Source organism: Roseixanthobacter liquoris, from assembly GCF_043195135.2.
Taxonomy (GTDB): Bacteria; Pseudomonadota; Alphaproteobacteria; order Rhizobiales; family Xanthobacteraceae; genus NCEH01.
The window spans coordinates 2,210,057-2,231,900 of record NZ_CM195537.1; the positions used below are offsets into that span (position 1 = coordinate 2,210,057).

Genomic DNA, 21,844 nt, shown 5'->3' on the forward strand with positions numbered 1-21,844 from the left:
ATGGAAGCAAGCCAAGCGCTCACCCCGATCCTTGCCCAATCGCTGCTGTATCTCGACAATGTCTCGGTGGTGTTCGACGGTTTCCGGGCGTTGAACGCCCTCTCGCTCACCATCGAGGAAGCCGAGATGCGGGCCATCATCGGCCCCAATGGCGCCGGCAAGACCACCATGATGGACGTGATCACCGGCAAGACCCGCCCCACCAAGGGGGAAGCCCTGTTCGCCGGCGTGCACGATCTGACGCGCCTGGACGAGGCGGCGATCGCCGAACTCGGCATCGGCCGCAAGTTCCAGACCCCGACCGTGTTCGACATGCACACGGTGGAAGACAATCTGCTGCTGGCGGTGAAGGCGGACCGCCGGCCCTTCTCGAACATCTATTGGCGCCGTACCGCGCGTGAGCGCGAGCGTATCGACGCTCTGCTGGAGCGCATTCGCCTGAAGGATCATCGCGCGCGCAAGGCCTCCGAGCTCAGCCACGGGCAGAAGCAATGGCTGGAGATCGGCATGCTGCTGGCGCAGGAGCCGCGGCTTCTGCTGGTGGACGAGCCGGCCGCCGGCATGACCGACCAGGAGACCGCCGACACCGCCGAATTGCTGCGCGAGATCGCGCAGACCCGCGCGGTGGTGGTGGTGGAGCACGACATGCAGTTCGTGCGCGACCTCGGCGTGAAGGTGACTGTGTTGCACGAGGGCTCCGTCCTGGCCGAAGGGCCGCTCGATCAGGTGAGCGCCGACGAGCGCGTCATCGAAGTCTATCTGGGGAGGTGAGGATGGGTCCTCTTCCCTTCCTCGCCCACTTGCTCACCGAGAACCCTCCCCCCTTGAGGGGGAGGGCAGGGTGGGGGGTATCTCTCCACTTGCCCTGGTGCAGGGTTTGCAGGCGGCACCATACCCCCCACCCCAACCCTCCCCCTCAAGGGGGGAGGGGGCAGAACGCACTCGGCGGAGACCTCCCATGCTGAAGGTCGAGAACCTCGATCTCTATTACGGCGCCGCCCACACCCTGCGCAGCGTCTCGCTGGAGGCCATGCCGGGGCAGGTGACGTGCGTGCTCGGCCGCAACGGGGTCGGCAAAACCTCGCTGCTGCGCGCCATTGTCGGCCAGCGCGCCATCGCCGGCGGCTCGATAAATTTCGATGGCCGCGACATCACCCGCCTGCCGACCCCGGACCGGGCCGCGCTCGGCATCGGCTTCGTGCCCCAGGGGCGGGAAGTGTTTCCGCTGCTGAGCGTGAAGGAGAATCTGGAGACCGGCTTCGCCCGTCTCGCCCGCAAGGACAAATATGTGCCGGACGAGATTTTCGAACTCTTCCCGGTGCTGAAATCCATGATGGGCCGGCGCGGCGGCGATCTGTCCGGCGGGCAGCAGCAGCAATTGGCCATCGGCCGCGCTCTGGTGACGCGTCCGCGCCTGCTGGTGCTGGACGAGCCGACCGAGGGCATCCAGCCGTCCATCATCAAGGACATCGGCCGCGCCATTTCCTATTTGCGCGACAAAGGGGATATGGCCATCGTACTGGTGGAGCAATATTTTGAGTTCGCCCGCGATCTGGCCGACCGCTTTATCCTGATGGAGCGCGGCGAGGTGGTGGCGAGCGGGGACCGGAGCGGGCTTGATGGGGATGACGTCCGCCGCCTCATGGCGATCTGAGGATTTGCCCCCGATTTTGGTGAAGAGCGCACCCAGGCGCCAGCGCAGCGTGGGCCGCCTGCGGCTCGTCGCAGCCGGCGCGGGCGGGCGCACGCACCTGGTGGAGCTGGAGGAGCAAGGCGCGTTGCGCGGCCGCTTGCCGCGCAGCGACGGCGGCGACATGGAAGCCGTGATGGTGAATACCTCCGGCGGCGTCGCCTGCGGCGATACCTTCGCCGTCGAGATCGAGGCGCGCGAGGCTGCCCGGCTGACCGTGTCCACCCCCGCCGCGGAGAAGGTTTACCGGTCCGATGCCGATGAGGCGTCGATCCATGTGCGGCTCATCGTCGGGCATGGCGCCGCCCTGCATTGGTTGCCGCAGGAAACAATCCTGTTCGACCAAGCCCGCCTGGCCCGCCGCTACGAGGTGGACCTTGCCCCCGTGAGCCAGTTCCTCGCGTTCGAGGCGCTGGTTCTGGGGCGCGCGGCGCGGGGCGAAATCATGTCCGGCGGACAGCTCACGGATCAGTGGCGGGTGCGGCGCGGCGGCGGCCTGATCTATGCCGACGCGCTGCGGCTGTCCGGCGCCATCGGCGCGCTTCTGGCCAAGCCCGCGATCGCCAATGGCCGGCATGCGCTGGCGACCCTGCTCTATGTCGCGCCCGACGCCGAGGCGCGGATTGACGAGGTGCGCGCGGCATTGGAGTCCTGCGCCAGCGCGTGCGGGGCGAGCGCCTGGAATGGGCTTCTCGTGGTGCGCTGGCTCGCCGCCGACAGCGAGATGTTGCGGCGCGACGCCACCTCGTTTTTGATGAAATTCCGGGGCGCGCCCTTGCCGCGCGTCTGGGCTTCCTGAGGAGATCGCTCTTGCTGCTCACGCCGCGCGAAAAGGACAAGCTGCTCATCGCCATGGCGGCCGAAGTGGCGCGCAAGCGCCTCGCCCGCGGGGTGAAGCTGAACTTCCCCGAGGCGGTGGCCCTGATCACCGATTTCGTGGTGGAAGGGGCGCGGGACGGGCGCACGGTGGCCGATCTCATGGCTGCCGGCGCCCATGTGCTCACCACCGATCAAGTGATGCCGGGCATCGCCGAGATGCTCCACGATATCCAGGTGGAGGCGACCTTTCCCGACGGCACCAAGCTCGTCACCGTGCACCATCCCATTCGGGGAGAAGCCTCCGACGACGTGCCGGGGGAGATCACCACCGCCCCGGGGCAGATCGTGTTCAACGAAGGCGCGGAACGGGTCGCGCTCACGGTCGCGAACACCGGCGACCGGCCGATCCAGGTCGGCAGCCATTACCACTTCTTCGAGACCAATCCAGCGCTCGCGTTCGACCGCGACAAGGCGCGCGGCATGCGCCTCGACATCGCCGCCGGCACCGCCGTGCGCTTCGAGCCGGGCGCAACGCGGGAGGTCACGCTGGTGCCGTTCGGCGGCAAGCGCGAAGTGTTCGGCTTCCGGGCTGCGGTCTCGGGAAAATTGTAACCCCCGCCCGCCGGCATTCAACGGCCTGAACGGCCGGATCATCGCCTTCAATGAACCGGCACCATCGGTTCTGACTAGGATGAGCCCATGTCCACCCCCGCCCATCTGCCCCGTTCCGCCTATGCCCACATGTTCGGCCCCACCACCGGCGACAAGATCCGCCTCGCCGACACCTCCCTGGTGATCGAGGTGGAAAAGGACTTCACCACCTATGGCGAGGAGGTGAAGTTCGGCGGCGGCAAGGTGATCCGCGATGGCATGGGCCAGAGCCAGGTCACCAATGCCGATGGTGCGGTGGATACGGTCATCACCAATGCGGTGGTGCTGGACCATTGGGGCGTGGTGAAATGCGACGTGGGCCTTTCCGGCGGCCGCATCGTGAAGCTCGGCAAGGCCGGCAATCCCGACGTGCAGGGCGGGGTGGACATCATCATCGGCCCCGGCACCGAGGTGATCGCCGGCGAGGGCAAGATCCTCACCGCCGGCGGTTTCGACAGCCACATTCATTTCATCTGCCCGCAGCAGATCGAGGAGGCGCTGGCCTCCGGCGTCACCACCATGCTAGGCGGCGGAACCGGGCCGGCCACCGGCACCTTCGCCACCACCTGCACGCCCGGCCCCTGGCACATCGCCCGCATGATCGAGGCGGCGGACGCCTTTCCGATGAACCTCGCCTTCGCCGGCAAGGGCAATGCCTCCCTGCCGGCTTCGCTGGAGGAGATGGTGCGGGCGGGCGCCTGCGCGCTGAAGCTTCATGAGGATTGGGGCACGACGCCCGCCGCCATCGATTGCTGCCTTTCGGTGGCGGACGCCTTCGACGTGCAGGTGATGATCCATTCCGACACGCTGAACGAGAGCGGCTTTGTCGAGGACACCATCGCCGCCTTCAAGGGGCGCACCATCCACGCCTTCCACACCGAAGGCGCGGGCGGCGGGCATGCCCCCGACATCATCAAGGTGGCAGGCCTGCCGAACGTGCTGCCGTCCTCCACCAATCCGACCCGGCCCTATACCCGCAACACCATCGACGAGCATCTCGACATGCTCATGGTGTGCCACCATCTCGACCCGTCCATCGCCGAGGACCTCGCTTTCGCGGAAAGCCGCATCCGCAAGGAGACCATTGCGGCGGAAGACATTCTCCACGATCTCGGCGCCCTCTCCATGATGAGTTCGGACAGCCAGGCCATGGGCCGCGTGGGCGAGGTGGTGATCCGCACCTGGCAGACCGCCGACAAGATGAAGCGCCAGCGCGGCGCCCTGCCGGGCGAGCGGGGCGACAACGACAATCTGCGTGCCCGCCGCTATATCGCGAAATACACCATCAATCCCGCCATCGCCCATGGCATGTCGAAGCACATCGGCTCGGTCGAGGCGGGCAAGCTCGCCGACCTCGTGCTCTGGTCGCCGGCGTTCTTCGGCGTGAAGCCGGATCTGGTGCTGAAGGGCGGGGTGATCGCGGTCGCCCAGATGGGCGATCCGAACGCCTCCATTCCCACCCCGCAGCCGGTGCATTATCGCCCCATGTTCGGCGCCTATGGGCGGGCGCGGACGGGCTCTTCGCTGACTTTCGTTTCCAAGGCGGCGATCGAGGACGGGCTGGCGGCGAGGCTCCAGGTGGCCAAGCAATTGGTGGCGGTGGAAAATGTGCGCGGCGGCATAGGCAAGAAGGATATGGTGCTGAACGACGCGACGCCCCATATCGAGGTGGACGCCGAGACCTATGACGTGCGCGCGGACGGGGAATTGCTCGTCTGCGAGCCGGCGGAGGTTCTCCCCATGGCCCAGCGCTATTTCCTGTTCTGAGGTTTTCCCATGCTCCGAGCCACCACCGTCGTTCGCCGTCCTGCTGTCCGCGAGGAGAAGGTGGTGGACACCATCCTGCTCGATCATCAGGCCCGGCATCGCCGCCGCGTCGCCATGACCGGCGCCAAGGGCCTGGAATTCCTGCTGGATCTGGAAAAAGCGACGCTGCTGGATCACGGCGATGCGCTGAAGCTGGAGGACGGCTCGCTGGTGCGGGTCGAAGCGGCGCCCGAGAAGCTGATCGAGGTGCGCACGGGCAGTCCGCTGCGTCTGATGAAGGTGGGCTGGCACCTGGGCAACCGCCATGTGCCGACCGAGATCACCGAGGACGCGCTCTATATCGCCTATGACCATGTGCTGGTGGAGATGGTGCGCGGCCTTGGCGCCAGCGCCGCCCCGGTGCTGCGTCCGTTCCGCCCCGAGCGCGGCGCCTATGAGGCGGCGGAGGCCCATGGGCACGGCCACGATCATGGGCATTCCCATGACCACGAGCACGAGCATGCGGGCCATGACCATCATGCGCATGAGCATCACGCTCATGCCGAGGCGCACGCGGGCGCGCAGGCCTGCGGCTGCGGCCACGACCACGGGCATGATCACAGCCACGGCCATGCCCATCACGACGCCGGCCACGATCACACCCACACGGATCATGCGCATCATGATCACGGGCACCACGGCGCAGCCTCGGCCGCGTCCGCCAGCGCCTCCGCTAGCGCCTCCGCCCATGTGCATGGCCCAGAGTGCGGCCACGACCATTCCCACGATCAGTCCCACGGCGGGGATCCGTCCCATCGCCATGGCTGATCCTGCCGACGCCCCGCAGACCGGGCCGGCCGATAGTCTCCCGCTGCTGGTGTGGCTGTCCCCCGCCTTTCCGGTGGGCGCCTATGCCTATTCCCATGCCCTGGAATGGGCCGTGGAAGCCGGTGACATCCGCGCCGAGGCGAGCCTTGCCGACTGGCTGGAAACCCTGCTGTTCCACGGCTTGGGCCGCAACGACGGCATCCTGTTCGCCCAGGCGATGGCGGCCGCCGGGGAGGGCGACAGTGTGCGGCTGGTCGAGGTGAACGCGCTCGCCGTTGCGCTCGCGCCTTCGGCCGAACTGCGGCTGGAGACCTGCCAGCAAGGCCGCAGCTTTCTCGATGCGGTCTGCGCCGCCTGGCGGGAACCGGGGCTGCTCGCGCAGGCTGCCCTGCTCGATGGCGAAATCGCCTATCCCGTCGCGGTGGGCCTTGCCGCCGCCGCCCATGGCGTGCCCGCCGCGCCCGCGCTCGAGGCTTTCCTCCTGGCGATGATGCAGAATCTGGTGTCCGCCGCGATCCGCCTCGCGCCCATCGGCCAGACCGCGGGCACGCGGGTGGTGGCCGCCCTGGCGCCCAAGGTGCGGGGGCTTGCAGCGCAGGTGCGCACGCTCACGCTGGACGATCTCGGCAGCGCGACCTTCCGGGCCGATCTCGGCTCGTTTCGACACGAAACCCAATATACGAGGCTGTTCCGCTCATGAGCACATCGGCAAATGGTCCGCTCCGCGTCGGCATCGGCGGCCCGGTCGGGTCGGGCAAGACGGCGCTCATGGAAGCGCTCTGCAAGGCGTTCCGCGCCCGCTACGACATTTGCGCCATCACCAACGACATCTACACCAAGGAGGATGCGCGCATCCTCACGGTCGCCGGAGCCTTGGAGCCGGAGCGGATTTTAGGTGTTGAAACAGGGGGGTGCCCGCACACGGCGATCCGCGAGGACGCCTCCATCAACCTGCGGGCGGTGGCCGACATGCAGGCGAAATTCCCCAATCTGGACATCGTGCTGATCGAGTCCGGCGGCGACAACCTCGCCGCGACCTTTTCCCCGGAACTGGCCGATCTCACCATCTATGTCATTGATGTTGCGGGCGGAGAGAAGATCCCGCGCAAGGGCGGGCCGGGCATCACGCGCTCGGACCTGCTGGTGGTGAACAAGACCGACCTTGCTCCCCTGGTGGGCGCCGACCTTTCGGTGATGGAGGCGGACACCCAGCGCATGCGCGCCGGCCGACCCTATGTGTTCTCGTCCATTCGCAACGGGATCGGGGTCGAGGTCGTGACGCGTTTCATCGAGACGGCGGGGGGCCTCACGCCGCGGTGACCTTCGTGTTCGCCGGGGCGGCGGGAGAGAAATCTTATATGTCCTAAGGCCTTAGCGGGCGATGCGGGGGAGCGTCCGGGCGCCGAGCAGCAGCCCGGAGACGGCGGCGATCACGCCTGCCTCCAGATAGGGCTTGTGGAGAACGGGCACCGCGCGCAGGTGCGGGGGCAGGCGCGAATCCTCCCCGTAACCGCTGCAAAACAAAAGGGGAATCCCCCGGGCGAACAGGATTTCCGCGGCCGGCAGCACGTCCACGCCGTAGAGGTTGCGGTCCAGGATGGCGGCATCGAGCGGCAGGGCGCGGGCGGCCTCAAGGGTCTGGTCCAGCGTGGCCATGGGGCCGATGACGGTACAATCATGCTGCAACAGGGCATCCTCCAGAAGGAGCCCCACCAGCACTTCGTCCTCGGCCACGAGGATGCGCTTGCCCGACAAATTCATGTTTAAAGCCACCCCTCAGCACATCTCCGCAGCGCTAAACGGTGAATTCGGCAAAATGTTCCGTCACGAATGAATCCGCCGAAAATGACTCAGCCGGAAATGAAAATGCGCGCCACCCGCCGGCAGCGCGCATATTCCACATCTCGAAAAAGTAAAACGATCCGCGCAAACCGCCGCCGGGGAGGGGTCAGTCCTTGGCGCGTTCCACATAGGAGGCGTCGGCGGTCATCACCACCACGCGGGTGCCGGTGGCGACGTGGGGCGGCACCATGGTGCGCACGCCGTTGGAGAGCATGGCCGGCTTATAAGAGGAGGAGGCGGTCTGCCCCTTCACGGTCGGCTCGGTGTCGACGATTTCCAGCGTCACGCGCTGCGGCAGCTCGATGGCGATGGCGACGCCGTTGTGCATGGAGACCATGCATTCCATGCCTTCCTGGAGATAGACCGCCATGTCGCCGAGCACGTCCTTCGGCACGGTGATCTGGTCGTAATTCTCCGGGTTCATGAAGGTGTAGCCGTCGCTGTCCTGGTAGAGATAGGTGTGCGGACGGTCTTCCACATAGGCGCGCTCCACCTGCTCGGTGGTGCGATAGCGCTCGGAGATCTTCACGCCGTCGGAAATGCGGCGCATGTCCATCTGGGTGACGGGCGTGCCCTTGCCGGGATGGATGTTCTCGGCGCTCAGGATGACGTAGAGCTTGTCGTCGATTTCGACCACATTGCCTTTGCGCAGAGAGCTGGCGATGACCTTGACCACGGTGTTTCTTCCTCGAACGGCTTGGGGCGCCCGGGCGCCCTTGATCGGGGCGCAACATAGCGATCTTCTCGCTTTTCGCCACCCTTGCCGGCTGCTTTTGTGCGCCGATGCAAGTGTTTTTCCGCGCGGCCCACAGCTTTGAGCGCCCCGTCCTCCCCCTGGTGGAGCCCGGATCGCCACCAGGATCGGCGCCCCTTCCTCGCCGCCCGTGGCCGCATCACGAAGGCGATCCGCGCCCATTTCGAGGCCGAGGGCTTCACGGAGGTGGAGACCCCCATCCTCCAGATCTCGCCCGGCAACGAGGCGCATCTGCACGCGTTTTCAACCACTTGGCGCGCGCCGGATGGAGCGTTGACGCCTCTTTTCCTGCGCACCTCGCCCGAGTTCACGGCCAAGAAGCTGCTGGCGGCGGGGGAGACGCGCATCTTCGAACTGGCGCGCGTGTTTCGCGATCGCGAGCGGGGGGCCACCCACCATCCCGAATTCACCATGCTGGAATGGTATCGGGCGGGGGAACCCTATGAAACCCTGATGGAGGATTGCGCCGCGCTCCTGGCGCTCGCGGCGCGGGCGGGGGGCGTCGCGCGCTTTTCCTGGCGCGGACAGGAGTGCGACCCGTTCGCGCCGCCCGAGCGGCTCACTCTGGTGGAGGCGTTCGCCCGCCATGCCGGCATCGCCCTTTCGCCCTTGCTGGCGGCGCCGGGGCAGGAGCCGCAGGCGGCCCCCCTGGCGCAGGCGGCGCGCGCGGCCGGGGTGCGGGTGGCGGAGGACGACACCTGGGCGGACATCTTCTCCAAGGTGCTGGTGGAGCGCGTCGAGCCCCATCTTGGCCGGGGGCGGGCGACGCTTTTGTGCGAATACCCCACCAGCGAGGCGGCGCTGGCCCGGCCGAAGCCCGCCGACCCGCGCGTCGCCGAGCGGTTCGAGCTTTATGCCTGCGGGGTGGAACTGGCCAATGCCTTCGGCGAACTGACCGACCCGCACGAGCAGCGCCGGCGCTTCGAGGTGGAGATGGCGGAAAAGGCCCGCCTCTATGGCGAGCGCTATCCCCTGGACGAAGGTTTTTTGGCCGCCCTCGCCCTCATGCCCCCCGCCAGCGGCTGCGCCCTGGGGCTGGACCGCCTGGCGATGCTGGCGAGCGGCGCGCGCAGCGTGGACGATGTGCTGTGGGCGCCGGTGGAGGTTTGAGGGGGGAGGAGGGAATACAATGAACATAACCTGTCAATTTAATGATCGAGTATCAAATTAAATTTCCCGAAAAATTCTGTTTCAAGTTTTAATTTTTGATAAATATTTAATTTGGCATTGTATTGTGCCAGTGCTAAATATTTTCCACTTATCGATCTTCCGTCAAAAGACATTGCGGCCTTTATAAAAAGGTCGCCTGATAGATCGCATTCCGCCTCCGTAAGTCCGCCGAACAACGTTCGGGGCATCATTGCTCCTTTGGATACGGAAAAGTCCTTAGTCGATTCAAAAATTGTCGGGTTTGTTTCATTTTTCGATAAAAATTCGTCAGCCGTTGCAAAAAATGCATGATCAATCCCCATCATTTTCATGGCAGCATCATTTTCTTTTGTAACACCTCTAAAATACATGTCGGCGACAATGCGCCCATCTTCCATACGTTCAATATTTCCATCTGTAACCTGTAAATCAAAGTGAGTCTTAAGAAGGTCTAATTGTTGAGTCATTGTAGAAAATTCTGGAATGAGCGATATCATTTCATCGGTTATTTTTTCGTCATTCAAATATATTGTATAGTAATAATCCGATAAATTGTATTGACCAGATCGTAAGCGGGCTGAAGAGCTTAGTCCGTCGCAGAGTTTCAATTTTTTATCGAATCTGATCGCGCAATTTTTTTCGAGTGATTTGGGGGACAAAATATTTTCTAACTCATGAAATTTGTCGTTAATTTTGGAAATCGCAATAGATGTTATTGGGTCCGCATTCGGCCCTGAAAGGGTTCCGTAGATTTTTATTTCTATTCCATTGCATAATATGAAGAAATTTGCTCCCACTTGGGCGTGGGAAGCGTACGAGTGAGCCTGTTCCACCTCTAGTTTTGTTATTGGCACTCGGCCAGCTTTGGCTTCGACAATGAAGCTACCGCGAGCGCCTTTCAAGCCGGCCCGATAATCGGGAAAGCCAAGAGGTAGATCCTTTTTAGGGGATCTCCCGCCAATATGAAAATAGGGGTATTCAAGTTTCTCTTCTAAAAAAAGATAGACATCTTCGCTGTCGGGATAGCCTAAATGTCTGAGTATCGGATCAATAATATGAAACCGGATCTCTGCTTCTTTGTATTTTGGTGCATTTTCGAGAGTATTCTTTTTGATAATTTCCATCTGATTACCTAGTTATATGGGATTAGATCGGAGTTAGATTTTACTAGTCCGGCGAATTTAGAATTTGACTGCTCCGAATCAGACTTTAGCGATTCACAGATGGCATTTCAGCAATGCCTCTCATTCTTGCGATTCCGGAGAACCATCGATGAAAGCAGCGGTGATCTGTCGTAGATATAAGGCAAAGAGAAATATATTTTCTTCATTATTAACTGTGCCACAAATGACCGGTTGCCGTCTAGTTCAGGTTTGCTTCGAAAGCTTATACCCACGATCGGCCTTTGGTCTTAAGCCAGCCCCCTTCCTCCCTTCCTCTCGGCCGGCGAACGCCCACCCCCCGATCACGCGCAGGTGTTCGCCGCTTCCGGTAATCCAAAACCTTCCCCCCTACCTCCCGGCCGCGTCCCGTGGCACAGGACGGGGGCCGCTGCTGCCGGCGGCGTGAATGAGGAGATCGCCATGGATTCCACGCCCATCGCGCCCGCCGCCGATCCCGCCCTCGAAGGGCTCGAGGGATTGGTGCGCGAACCCCTGTCCCGGCGCGGCTTCGTCATGACAGGCCTGATCGCCGGCTTCACCCTCGCCACCACCTCGGTGCAGGCGCAGGCCATCCACACCGATGGCGCCGGCCTCGTCGCCGGGGAAGTGAAGATCCCCACCGCCGATGGCGACATGCCCGGCTATCGCGCCATGCCCGAGGGCAACGGCCCGTTCCCCCTGGTGATCGTGGTGGAGGAGATTTTCGGCGTCCACGAATATATCAAGGACATCTGCCGCCGCCTCGCCAAGCAGGGCTATTGCGCGGTGGCGCCCGAGCTTTATGCCCGCCAGGGCGATCTCACGGGCATGACCGACATCCAGCAGATCGTCCGCGACGTTATCTCCAAGAAGCCCGACGCGGAAATGCTCTCCGATCTCGACGCGGCCGTGGCCTGGGCGGTGAAAAGCTCCAAGGCGGACGAAAACCGGCTCGGCATCACCGGCTTCTGCCGCGGCGGGCGCTCGGTGTGGCTCTATGCGGCGCATAATCCCAAGCTGAAGGCGGCCGTCGCTTGGTACGGCCCCATCGGCGGCGCGCGCACCGACATCCAGCCCAAGACGGCCGGCGATGTCGCCGCCGATCTCAAGGCCCCCGTGCTCGGCCTTTATGGCGCCGCCGATACCGGCATTCCGGTCGCCGACGTGGAAAAGCAGCGCGACACGGCGCGGGCCGCCGGCAAGACGGTGGAGATCGTGCTCTATCCCGATACGCCCCACGCCTTCCATGCCGACTACCGCCCGAGCTATCGCAAGGACGCGGCCGAGGACGGCTGGAAGCGCATGCTCGCCTGGTTCAAGCAATACGGCGTCGCCTGAGGGCGGCCTCGCCCGTGCCCGGCCTCTGGCCGGGCGCATCTGTCCCAGGGCCGGGCGGGCGCCGTGCGGCCCGCCTTCCAAATGCCGGGGCGGCCTCTAAGCTGAGCGCAGAGACGGGCGCGGGCGCCAGGGTTGCCCGCGCCAAACCCGGGAGAGCCCTCATGCCGCGCCGTTCCGATCGATCCTTATCCCGCGCCCCGGCTACGGCCCTGGGCGCTTCCGCGATCGGTGCCTCCGCCGTGGGCACCGCCTCGCTGGGCGCGCTTGCCCTCGGGGCTCTGGCGGTGGGCGCGCTCGCCATCGGGGCGCTGGCCATCGGCCGGCTCGCCATCAAGCGGGCGCGCATCCGCTCGCTCACCATCGACGAGCTGACGGTGAAGAAGCTCACCATCCTCCCGCAGGCGGGTGAACCGCAGGCAGGCGGACCGCAGGCGGGTGCGCCGCAGGCCTGACGGAGCCGGGCCGTCTATCGCACCGGCACAACGGGCATTTGCGGCGCGGCCGGTGCCGTGACCGCGGCGGGCAGCAGGCCGATATTCTGGTTGACGCCGGAAATCTGGATGCCGTCCAGCTCGATCGTGTCCGGCTTGGCGCCGACCAATGCGCCATGGGCGGCGAGCTGGCCGCGCAGGGTGGGGGCGAGCTGCGCCAGCTGGGCGAACTTGCCGTGGTTCATGGGGTCCATGGCCTTCACATTGGTCATGTCGATGACCACCGCGCCGAGGGCCACCAATTCCTCGTCATTGGTGTAATTGCCGAGCCGCACCTTGCCGCCGGCCAGGAAATCGGAGAAGCCGAGCGCCTTGTCGTCGCGCGAGACGATGACGATGAAGGGCTTTTCCGGTTTGCCGAAGCGCTTCAGCTGCGACTTGAACACGTCCACGTCGATGTCGGGCGCGGCAAGGATGACATTGCCGATGCGATTCGGCGGCAGGCCCTTGCCGCCGATCTTCATCTGGCGCAGGGCCTCCACGGTCACCCAATTGCCCATGGAATGGGCCATGATGGTGATCTTCTCCGCCTTGCTGGAGGCCACCAGGGAGAGCGTGCGCTCCAGATTATCCCGCGCGGCGGTGGCGCTGTTGTTGTCGTAGACATAATCCTCGGTCTTGCCGCGCGAGGCCCAGCTGAACAGCACCGGCACGCCCGGCACGTCGGAATCATGGGCCATCTGGGTCAGGCGGTAGAGCGCCTCCGAGAACATGGTGTTGTAGCCGTGCACGAACACCAGCACATTGCGGCTGCCGGCCGGCAGCAGGGCGAGCTGGGCATTGAGGTCGCGCACGAAATCCTGGTCGGTGTCGCGATAGACAGCTTCATGCACGACGAAATCGGTGGCCGGATTGCCGGGCGGCTGCTTGGGCCATTCGATGCCGCCGGGCTGGTGCGAGGGCGGCACGCTGAGGGTGACGGTGGCGAAATCCAGTCCCTGTCCGCGCTCGCCGTTGAACAGCGTGCCGGGGCGCACGTCGCGGGCGCGGGTGGTGGCGACGAGGACGGTATGCGGCTTGGCGCCCGGCGCCTCGGCGAGGCCCGGCGTCAGCACATCGGCGCCCGGACGATCGGCGCAGGCGGAAAGCAGGGGCGCGGCGGCGAGCAGGAGGGCGAGAAAGGGCAGGGCGGAGAGGAGGGGCGCACGCTTGGTCTGCACAATGGCGGCGCAGCCGGCGCCTCGTGACATCTGCCTGGATATGAAAATCACTGAACGTCCGCCTCGATCCCCGTCGCTCCGACGCTTGAGCATAGCAGAAGCGCCGGCCGGACGGCGATTGGCATTTCTTAGCCGCATAGGGATGCTTAACGGGAACCGGCGGGTGTACCGGGCCAGGCGTGTTTGCGGGACCTCCCCCTCACCCCTGCCCTCTCCCCGTGGGGGAGAGGGGGAGATCGGGCCTGGATCGTCGTTCCGGGGACGAGGCGGGGAGATCACCTCTCCCCGTGGGGGAGAGGTCGGCCGCGCAGCGGACGGGTGAGGGGCAGCCGCAGCGCCGGCCGGACGGCGATTGGCATTTCTTAGCCGCATAGGGATGCTTAACGGGAACCGGCGGGTGTACCGGGCCAGGCGTGTTTGCGGGGCCTCCCCCTCACCCCGGCCCTCTCCCCGTGGGGGAGAGGGGGAGATCGGGCCTGGATCGTCGTTCCGGGGACGAAGCGGGGTTTTAGAGGAGATCACCTCTCCCCGTCGAGGAGAGGTCGGCCGCGCAGCGGACGGGTGAGGGGGCAGCCGCGCGGCTCAGCCGCGCTCGTCGAGCGGATGGGTGCGCAGGCGCAGCGGATCGTAGAACGGCGTGCGCACCACGTTCGCCTCATAGCTCTTGCCGTCATCCACCACGGTCACTGCGGTGCCGAGCGCGGTGAGGCTGGGCACGAGCGAGACCATGGCCAGCGACTTCATGAGATGCTGGCTGAACACGGTGGAATTCACCGTGCCCACCTCCTGCCCGTCCTTGAAGATCTTGGCGCCGGGCGTGATGGCGGCGGAATGCAGAACTTCGAGGCCCGCCTGGTGGGTGCGCTCGGTGCCCTTGCGGCGGATGAGGGCGTCCTTGCCGCGAAAATCCGGCTTGGAGAGGTCCACCGTCCAGTCCATCAGCACTTCCCAGGGGGTCGTGTCCTTGTGGGGCATGTCGAACGGGAAGAACAGCAGGCCGGCTTCCACGCGGCCGATGTCCAGGCAATCCCACGACACCGGCATAATGCCGAACGGCTTGCCGGCTTCCAGGATCTTGTCCCACACCGCGACCGCGTCCTTGGCCTTCACGAACACCTCATAGCCGCGCTCGCCGGAATAGCCGCCGCGCGCGATCGAGACCTCGATGCCGTAGAGGGTGGTCGGCGCGTGGCCGAAATAGGGGATGGCGGCCACGTCCAGCGGCGTGTCCGGCTGGAGGATCTGAAGCGCCTTCGGCCCTTGCAGGGAGAGGATATGCACGTCGTCGTCGCGCGCGTAGGTGACATCCAGTCCCTCGGTCAGCAGCGGCAGCACCTCCTCGGTGGCGCCCCCGCCGTGGGAGAGGCGATAGGCGGTGGGGCTGTCGCAATAGATCAGCACGTCGTCGATCAGCCCGCCGTCCTCCCCCACCATGGAGGAGATCATGGAGCGGCCGGGCGCGATCTTTGCAACGTCGGAGGTGACAAGGCGGTTGAGGAAGGCGGTGGCGTCGGGACCCGAGACATTGACGATCTTCAGCGCCGACACGTCGATGAGGCCGGCGCGGGTGCGCACCGCCGTCGTCTCCTCATAGGGATCGGTGGCGTAATGCTGGGGCAAAGCGGTGTCGTTCCAGGATTCTTCCAGCTTCGATCCGAGCGCGCGGTGGCGCTCGTTCAGGATCGACTGGCGCAACTGCGTCGGGCTCATTCTTTGCGTCCCCTCAGGCTCTGCAAGGCGCGCCATCCTTGTGCGAGGGGGATTTTCTGTCAATTACTTTTCCTGAGAAGAAATCTTTTGGCTAAGCTGCCTAATATGAGGGCGATGTAAAAACGCTAAGCCGTTGCTTTTGAATATTTTGCCTAAAATGCAGGCGTTTACGTGCCTGCTTTTGGTTCTTGCGTCCGACCGTGCATTTGGCAATCTGTTTCTACGGCGGCAAAAAAGTTCACTGAGGGGAACAGCTACGCCGGGGACATTCACCGCTCGCGTGCTGAAGCGCCGGGCGTTCGGAGCAAGCGTCATGTCGCAAGTCAAAATGTGGGGCCAGGAGGAATTCTGGGGCCTCGGGTTCGAGTGGGACCCGCAATGGCTTCTCACCCCCGCCCAGAAGGAATTGCAGGCCAAGCTCATCGCCTTGTGCGAGACCACGCTGCGCGCCAATGCGGTGGAGAGTGACGCGGACTATGTCTATCCGCGCAAGAATTTCGAGGCGCTGGCCAGCCTCGGCCTGCTGGGCCTGACGGTGCCCAAGGCGCTCGGCGGCCTCGCCGAAAGCCATGTGTGCGCGGCCATGGTGGTGGAAACCATCGCCCGCTACGGCTGCCCCTCCACCGCCATGTGCTACACCATGCATCTCGGCGCGGTCGCCGCCGCATTGCTGCGCCATCATGAAAACGCCCGCCTCACCGACATCCTCAAGCGCCTCGATGCCGACGTCCTGATCGGCACGCTTTCGTTCTCCGACCCCGAAACCGGCTCGCACTTCTGGTATCCCATCTCCTCCAAGGCGGAAGCCTATGGCGACGGCTGGAAGATCACCAAGAAGGCCTCCTGGACCACCTCTGGCGGCTTCGCCGACTGGTACATCCTCCAGACCACCAGCCCCGGCTTCTCGGGCGATTATTCCGATCTCTCCTGCTTCCTCGTGCTCAAGGACGACGTGCAGGCCAACCCGTCCGAATGGGACGGCCTCGGCCTGCGCGGCAACCAGTCCGGCCCGATCCAGGTGGAAGGCGTCGTCATCGCCAAGGACGCCATGGTCGGCCCCATCGGCGACGGCGCAAAATCCAACGACGAAGTGGTGGACCCGTTCTTCCTCGTCTGCTCGTCCGCCTGCTGGAACGGCATCTCCATGGCGGTGATCGACATCGCCAAGCGCCACACCACCCGCAAGACCCACAATGACGTGGGCATGCGCGTCGCCGATTATCCGACCATCCAGGATTATGTCGGCGAAGCGATCATGGACACCAATGCGTGCCGCGCCTTCGTCTTCCAGATGGCCCAGGCGCTCGACAGCGTGACCAACAATTGCGACTGGTCGATCCACAAGGATCTCGACGTTCTGCCGCGCTCGGCGCTGCTGCACTGGCTGTGGCAGGTGAAGTTCGAATCCGCCAAGAACGTGACCCATGTCACCGACAAGATGCTGCATGCCTGCGGCGGCACGGGCTATCGCCCCGCGCTCCAGATCGAGCGCTACCTGCGCGACGGCAAGGCCGGCTGGGTGATGGGCCCCACCAACGAAGTGCTGCGCCAGTTCGTCGGCAAGGCCTCGCTGCTCGGCTTCGAGAGCCTGGATTACTGGAACAAGTCCATCAACCAGCGGATGCTCAACAATGAAGTGAAGAAGATGGACGACGCGCAGAAGCGCGCCTTCGCCGAGAAGCTCCTCGCCGAGCTTCAGCCGGCCAAGGTGGCGTGAGCGCCGCCGCCATGCCGCCGGACGCGGGCCTGCGGGGTCCGGCCGCGCAACATGGGGGACAAGGCTTGTCCCCCATGCCGGCTTCCGTCACCTTCCCGGCATCGGGCGTTCCGCACGGCGCCGGCGGCCTTGCCGTCGCCGGCGAACGCGGGAACGAGGAGCGCCTTCACCGCATGACCCGCATCGATCTCGACGCCCGCTTCGACCCGCGCGAACTGCGCAATGTGCTCGGCCGGTTCGCAACCGGCATCGCCGTGGTGCTGGGCCGCGACGAGGAGGGGCCGCTGGGCGTGACGGTGAATTCCTTCTCCTCCGTCTCGCTCGATCCGCCGCTGATCCTGTTCTCCATGGCCCGCTCGCTGCATTCGCTGGCGCGGCTGGAGAAGCTTGAATTCTTCACGGTCAACGTGCTGCTGGAGGGGCAGGAGGAGCTGTCCAACCGCTTCGCGCGCGGCGGCGGCGACAAGTTCGCCAATCTCCAGCTCCACGAGGGCCATTCGGGTGCGCCTTTGCTGCGCCCGGCCCATGCCGCCTTCGAATGCGCCGCCTATGCCCATTACGACGGCGGGGACCATGAGATCTTCGTCGGCCGCGTGGTGCATTTCCATGCCGAGGGCGAGGGCGCCCCGCTCATCTATTACCGCGGGCGCTATCGCTCGCTCACCGATCCGGACTGAAGCCCATGGATGCCCGCACCGCGCCTGCCCAGTCATCCGGTCCGCCCGCCGCGCCCCGCTCGCCCGCCGAGCGCCGCGTGGTGCCGGGCGGCGGCTGCGCCGCCTTCGCCCTGAAGGCGGGCGATGACATCCGCATCACCGATCCCGAGGGCCTCCAGGCCGCCGACATCTTCGCCTTCGACGCCGCCGGTGCGGATGCCGCGCCGGCGCTGGGGCTCGATGCGGCGCCGCGCGGCGCGCCGCTCTCAGCGCGCCTGGCCGGGGAGGGCGGGGCGGAGGTCGCCCGCCTGCTGGCGCAGCGCGGCATCGACACCCAGACGCCCGCCCGCCTCCTGCTGGCCGAGAGCGATGTCCCGGGCACCCAGGCGCGCCTCACCGCGCTCAACGACCTGCTGGTGGTGATCGCCGCCGGCGGCCCGCCGATGGCGCCGGACGAGCAGAGCCCGCCGACCGAATTGAAGGTGGAGGTCTCCCGCGTCGCCGGCTCCCTGCCCGAACTGCCGCCGCCGCTGGGCGAGGTGGTGCTGGACCTGCGCATTCCCGCCGCCCGCGCCAAGGCCTATTGCGTGAAGGCCGGCGACTACATCCAGATCATCGACGTGGAAGGCCGGCAATGTTCCGACTTCCTCGCCTTCGACGCCAAGGCGCTGGACGAGGAGGGGCTGGAATACGGCCTCGATTCCACCACCACGCGCACGCTCATGGGCTCTGCTTTTCCCGGCCCCGGCCTGCATTCGAAATATTTCGACGAGCGCCAGATGCCGCTGGTGGAAGTGGTGCGCGACACGGTGGGGCGGCACGACACCTTCGCGCTCGCCTGCTCCGCCAAATATTACGAGGACATGGGCTATCCCGGCCACGACAATTGCTCGGACAATTTCAACCTCGTCCTGAAGCCGTACGGCATCAAGGAAAAGCGCGGCTGGCCGGCGATCAACTTCTTCTTCAATACCTGCGTTGAAAGCTCCAACGCCCTGACCATGGACGAGCCCTGGTCGCGCCCCGGCGATTATGTGCTGCTGCGGGCCATGACCGACCTCGTCTGCGCCTCCTCCTCGTGCGCCGACGACATCGATTCCGCCAACGCCTGGCACCCGACCGACATCCATGTGCGCGTCTATGACGGCGGCACCCCCATCTCCAAAGGAACCGCGTTCCGCATGAGCCCCGAAGCCGAGCCGCGCCTGACGCGGGAGAGCGCCTTCCACCCGAGGATCGCCGAGCAGACCCGCAATTTCGTGGAATATCGCGGCTTCTGGCTGCCCACCTGCTTCACCGGCGCGGGGCCGATCGCAGAATATTGGGCGTGCCGCGAAAAGGCGGCGGTGATGGACCTCTCGCCCCTGCGCAAGTTCGAGGTGACCGGCCCGGACGCGGAAGTGCTGCTCCAGCGCACGGTGACGCGCGACATCCGCAAGCTCTCGGTCGGGCAGGTGGTCTATACCGCGCTCTGCTACGAGCACGGCGGGATGATCGACGATGCCACGGTGTTCCGCCTCGGCCCGGCGAATTTCCGCGTGGTGTGCGGCGAGGAATTCACCGGCAAGTGGCTGCGCGACAAGGCGGCGGAATGGGGCCTGAAAGCCTTCGTCAAATCCTCCACCGACCAGCTCCACAACATCGCCGTGCAGGGACCGCTGAGCCGCGAGATCCTCGCCGAGATCATCTGGACCTCGCCGGTCCAGCCTTCGATCGTCGAGCTGAAATGGTTCCGCTTCGCCATCGCCCGTCTCGGCGGGCCGCAGGGGCCGGCGCTGATCGTCTCGCGCACCGGCTATACCGGCGAACTCGGGTTCGAGATCTGGTGCCATCCCAAGGATGCGACCGCGCTGTGGGATGCGGTGTGGAAGGCCGGCGCGCCCAAGGGCATGAGCCCGCTCGGCCTCACGGCGCTGGATATGCTGCGGGTGGAGGCCGGACTGGTGTTCGCGGGTTATGATTTCTGCGACCAGACCGACCCGTTCGAGGCCGGCATCGGCTTTGCGGTAGCCAATAAGGACGAAGATTTCGTCGGCCGCGAGGCGCTGTTGCGCCGCAAGGCCAATCCGGCGCGCAAGATGGTGGGGCTGCTCATCGGCTCCAACGACGATGTCGGCCATGGCGACCCGATCTATAGCGGCCGCGCCCAGGTGGGCGTCGTCACCAGCGCCACCAAGTCGCCAATCCTGAAGCAGAATATCGCGCTCGCCCGGCTGGACATTGCGGCGGCGGAGGCGGGCGGGCCGATCGAGATCGGCAAGCTGGACGGCCACCAGAAGCGCATTCCCGCGCAGATCGTGCCGTTTCCGCATTTCGACCCGCAGAAGACGCGGGTGCGGGCTTAAGGAGGCGCGATGCCCCCTCCCTGACCCCCCGCAAGCGGGAGAGGGGATTGGCGATGGGGCGTGCGAGGCATCCTGTTTCCCAATCCCGGCGTGCTCCCTCTCCCGCTTGCGGGGGAGGGCTGGGGAGGGGGAAGCGGGCGTAAGCAGGCCCGAGCGTCTCGGCCCGTTTCCTGCTTGCCCGACAGTGTGAACTGAACCGGAAGGCATCATGAGCGATCAAGGCATCAAGAGCCGGCCCAGATACGCCCCGCTGGAACTGGACCCGGCGGGCCGGCACCATCTGCTGGTGGTGGAAGGGTCCGTGCTGCCGGCGGAGGCCGTGGCCGAGGGGTTCGAGCCCACCGCGTGCGAAACCTGGACCGTGGTGAACCGCAGCGCGCTCTTGCCCGTCTCCGTGGTGGACCCGCAGGGCGAGAGCGTGCGGCCGTTCCGCTCCAACGGCCATCTGTTCTCGGCCCTGGAAGAGCGGCTGGCGCGCGAGACCATGGGGCTGCGGCTCTACGGCGCCGGCACCGAGCCGTTCCTGTGGGATGTGGCGCGCATCGCCGATGGCGCCGGCATGAGCCGGCAAGAAATCCGCCTCGCCCACGCGGGTTCCAAGGCGCGGCGCGTGTTCTGCGTGCATTGCCGCACCTATGGTGAAAACGTCACCACCTCCATCTTCACCTGCGCCGGCTGCGGGGCAAGCCTGTTCGTGCGCGATCATTTCTCGCGCCGGCACGCGGCCTTCATGGGCGTGCAGGTGGATGCCGAGGTTCCCGGCGACGTTCCTGACGCGGAGGAGCTTTACGCATGATCGCCTCAGGTCCGATCCCGGTCCGGGTCCATGAGATCGAGCAGCTGTCGCCCACCCTGAAGCGCTTCGCCTTCGAGCCCTTGCACGGCGGGCCGCTGCCGACGCCCTCCGCCGGCGCCCATGTCATGGTCACCCTGCGCGCCGAGGGGCGGGTGATGAAGAATGCCTATTCCCTGGTTTGCCCTCCGGAGAGCCGGGCGCGCTATGAAATCATCGTGCGGCACGTGGCCCAGTCGCGCGGCGGCTCGCGGTTTCTGCACCAAAGCGTTTCGCGCGGCGATGTGATCGAGATCGGCGTTCCGGCCAATCTGTTTCCGCTCGCCGCCAAGGCCCGGAAGCATCTTTTGATCGCGGGCGGCATCGGCATCACGCCGCTCCTGTCCTATGTGCCCGCGCTGAAAGCGCGCGGCGCGCGGTTCGAGCTGCACCAGCTCTGCACGGCGGACGAGGCGCCGGTGTTCGAGAAGCTGCTGGCGCCGCACGCCGCAGGCGAGGACATCTTCATCCACGGCAACGGGCGCGCGGCGTTCGATCTCGCGGGGATCTTGGCGCGCCAGCCGCTCGGCACCCATGTCTATACCTGCGGCCCGCGCGCGCTGATGGATGCGGTGGTCTCCAGCGCCGCCGCCCTCGGCTGGCCCGCCGGCAAGATCCATCGCGAAAGCTTCGGCGATGCCTCCGGCGGCCTGCCGTTCAAGGCGGTGCTGGCCAAATCCGGCATCGAGGTGCAGGTCGCGGACAACCAGACCCTGCTGGAGGCGATCGAGGCGCAGGGCATCGCGGCACCCTGCCTGTGCCGGGGCGGGGCCTGCGGGGAATGCAAGCTCGACGTGCTCGACGGCGAGGTGGAGCATCGCGACGACTTCCTTTCGGCGGAGGAGAAGGCCTCGCAGAAATTCATCATGCCCTGCGTTTCGCGCGCCCGCACCGCGGAGGTGGTGCTGGATTTTTAGCGGCGAGGCACTCCCTCTCCCGCTTGCGGGGGAGGGGTGGGGAGGGGGGTGGGGAAG

General features: G+C 65.6%; 21 protein-coding genes. 16 read left to right on the forward strand and 5 right to left on the reverse strand.

The genetic code is table 11. The annotated features are described in order from the left end of the window. The 8 genes from urtD to ureG all read left to right on the forward strand — a co-directional run bounded on the left by urtD (nt 1) and on the right by ureG (nt 7,054). Entirely contained in the window at nt 1-771 is a 771-nt protein-coding gene (urtD, locus tag V5F84_RS09750; protein ID WP_394045980.1) for an urea ABC transporter ATP-binding protein UrtD, read from the forward strand. Between the two features lie 187 nt (nt 772-958). Beyond that, nucleotides 959-1,654 (forward strand): urea ABC transporter ATP-binding subunit UrtE, encoded by a 696-nt coding sequence (gene urtE / locus V5F84_RS09755; RefSeq protein ID WP_394045982.1) that lies wholly within the window; start codon nt 959-961, stop codon nt 1,652-1,654. Nucleotides 1,655-1,673: 19 nt separating this feature from the next. Next, a complete protein-coding gene (locus V5F84_RS09760; RefSeq protein ID WP_394045984.1) occupies nt 1,674-2,489 on the forward strand; it encodes an urease accessory protein UreD in 816 nt (271 codons plus the stop codon). Nucleotides 2,490-2,500: 11 nt separating this feature from the next. Next, the gene (locus V5F84_RS09765) at nt 2,501-3,121 is read left to right on the forward strand and encodes an urease subunit gamma (protein ID WP_394045986.1); all 621 of its coding nucleotides are present in this window, start codon (nt 2,501-2,503) and stop codon (nt 3,119-3,121) included. An 87-nt stretch (nt 3,122-3,208) separates the two neighbouring features. Continuing rightward, nucleotides 3,209-4,927, forward strand: a complete 1,719-nt coding sequence (ureC, locus tag V5F84_RS09770; RefSeq protein WP_394045988.1) for an urease subunit alpha — start codon at nt 3,209-3,211, stop codon at nt 4,925-4,927. A 9-nt stretch (nt 4,928-4,936) separates the two neighbouring features. After that, the gene (ureE, locus tag V5F84_RS09775; RefSeq protein WP_394045990.1) at nt 4,937-5,734 is read left to right on the forward strand and encodes an urease accessory protein UreE; all 798 of its coding nucleotides are present in this window, start codon (nt 4,937-4,939) and stop codon (nt 5,732-5,734) included. After that, nucleotides 5,727-6,434 carry an urease accessory protein UreF gene (locus tag V5F84_RS09780; RefSeq protein WP_394045992.1) on the forward strand — a complete coding sequence of 236 codons (708 nt, stop codon included), beginning with the start codon at nt 5,727-5,729 and terminating at the stop codon, nt 6,432-6,434. Before ureE ends, V5F84_RS09780 begins: the two co-directional genes overlap by 8 nt. Beyond that, nucleotides 6,431-7,054 carry an urease accessory protein UreG gene (ureG, locus tag V5F84_RS09785; protein WP_394045994.1) on the forward strand — a complete coding sequence of 208 codons (624 nt, stop codon included), beginning with the start codon at nt 6,431-6,433 and terminating at the stop codon, nt 7,052-7,054. Before V5F84_RS09780 ends, ureG begins: the two co-directional genes overlap by 4 nt. A gap of 51 nt (nt 7,055-7,105) precedes the next feature. Here the strand turns inward: ureG and V5F84_RS09790 are convergent, their stop codons facing one another. Together V5F84_RS09790 and efp are read right to left on the reverse strand one after the other, a co-directional pair. Next, on the reverse strand, nt 7,106-7,495 hold the full coding sequence (locus V5F84_RS09790) for a response regulator (protein ID WP_394045996.1): 390 nt from the start codon (nt 7,493-7,495) through the stop codon (nt 7,106-7,108). A gap of 187 nt (nt 7,496-7,682) precedes the next feature. Further along, nucleotides 7,683-8,252 (reverse strand): elongation factor P, encoded by a 570-nt coding sequence (gene efp, locus V5F84_RS09795; protein WP_394045998.1) that lies wholly within the window; start codon nt 8,250-8,252, stop codon nt 7,683-7,685. A 138-nt stretch (nt 8,253-8,390) separates the two neighbouring features. On the opposite strand from efp, the gene epmA reads away from it, so the two are divergent. After that, the gene (gene epmA, locus V5F84_RS09800) at nt 8,391-9,440 is read left to right on the forward strand and encodes an EF-P lysine aminoacylase EpmA (RefSeq protein ID WP_394046000.1); all 1,050 of its coding nucleotides are present in this window, start codon (nt 8,391-8,393) and stop codon (nt 9,438-9,440) included. 38 nt (nt 9,441-9,478) lie between these two features. On the opposite strand, the gene V5F84_RS09805 is transcribed toward epmA, so the two are convergent. Further along, nucleotides 9,479-10,603 (reverse strand): hypothetical protein, encoded by a 1,125-nt coding sequence (locus tag V5F84_RS09805; RefSeq protein ID WP_394046002.1) that lies wholly within the window; start codon nt 10,601-10,603, stop codon nt 9,479-9,481. A 459-nt stretch (nt 10,604-11,062) separates the two neighbouring features. On the opposite strand from V5F84_RS09805, the gene V5F84_RS09810 reads away from it, so the two are divergent. Continuing rightward, nucleotides 11,063-11,959, forward strand: a complete 897-nt coding sequence (locus tag V5F84_RS09810) for a dienelactone hydrolase family protein (RefSeq protein ID WP_394046004.1) — start codon at nt 11,063-11,065, stop codon at nt 11,957-11,959. 161 nt (nt 11,960-12,120) lie between these two features. Next, on the forward strand, nt 12,121-12,411 hold the full coding sequence (locus V5F84_RS09815; protein ID WP_394046006.1) for a hypothetical protein: 291 nt from the start codon (nt 12,121-12,123) through the stop codon (nt 12,409-12,411). A gap of 14 nt (nt 12,412-12,425) precedes the next feature. Here the strand turns inward: V5F84_RS09815 and V5F84_RS09820 are convergent, their stop codons facing one another. Together V5F84_RS09820 and V5F84_RS09825 are read right to left on the reverse strand one after the other, a co-directional pair. Beyond that, on the reverse strand, nt 12,426-13,640 hold the full coding sequence (locus V5F84_RS09820) for an alpha/beta hydrolase (RefSeq protein ID WP_394046008.1): 1,215 nt from the start codon (nt 13,638-13,640) through the stop codon (nt 12,426-12,428). Nucleotides 13,641-14,192: 552 nt separating this feature from the next. After that, nucleotides 14,193-15,320 carry an aminomethyl transferase family protein gene (locus V5F84_RS09825; RefSeq protein ID WP_394042780.1) on the reverse strand — a complete coding sequence of 376 codons (1,128 nt, stop codon included), beginning with the start codon at nt 15,318-15,320 and terminating at the stop codon, nt 14,193-14,195. A gap of 313 nt (nt 15,321-15,633) precedes the next feature. Here V5F84_RS09825 and V5F84_RS09830 point away from each other — a divergent pair, with 313 nt between their 5' ends. The 5 genes from V5F84_RS09830 (at nt 15,634) to V5F84_RS09850 (ending at nt 21,787) form a co-directional block, all read left to right on the forward strand. Continuing rightward, nucleotides 15,634-17,037 carry an acyl-CoA dehydrogenase family protein gene (locus tag V5F84_RS09830; protein ID WP_394042779.1) on the forward strand — a complete coding sequence of 468 codons (1,404 nt, stop codon included), beginning with the start codon at nt 15,634-15,636 and terminating at the stop codon, nt 17,035-17,037. Nucleotides 17,038-17,111: 74 nt separating this feature from the next. Continuing rightward, nucleotides 17,112-17,714: a flavin reductase family protein gene (locus tag V5F84_RS09835; RefSeq protein ID WP_394042778.1), complete on the forward strand. Its 603-nt coding sequence runs from the start codon at nt 17,112-17,114 to the stop codon at nt 17,712-17,714. A gap of 5 nt (nt 17,715-17,719) precedes the next feature. After that, entirely contained in the window at nt 17,720-20,038 is a 2,319-nt protein-coding gene (locus V5F84_RS09840; RefSeq protein WP_394042777.1) for a trimethylamine N-oxide demethylase, read from the forward strand. Nucleotides 20,039-20,246: 208 nt separating this feature from the next. Beyond that, nucleotides 20,247-20,834, forward strand: a complete 588-nt coding sequence (locus tag V5F84_RS09845) for a dimethylamine monooxygenase subunit DmmA family protein (RefSeq protein WP_394042776.1) — start codon at nt 20,247-20,249, stop codon at nt 20,832-20,834. Beyond that, nucleotides 20,831-21,787, forward strand: coding sequence for a PDR/VanB family oxidoreductase (locus V5F84_RS09850; RefSeq protein ID WP_394042775.1), 957 nt, complete (start codon nt 20,831-20,833; stop codon nt 21,785-21,787). The genes V5F84_RS09845 and V5F84_RS09850 overlap by 4 nt, the downstream gene beginning before the upstream one ends. Nucleotides 21,788-21,844: the final 57 nt, after the last annotated feature.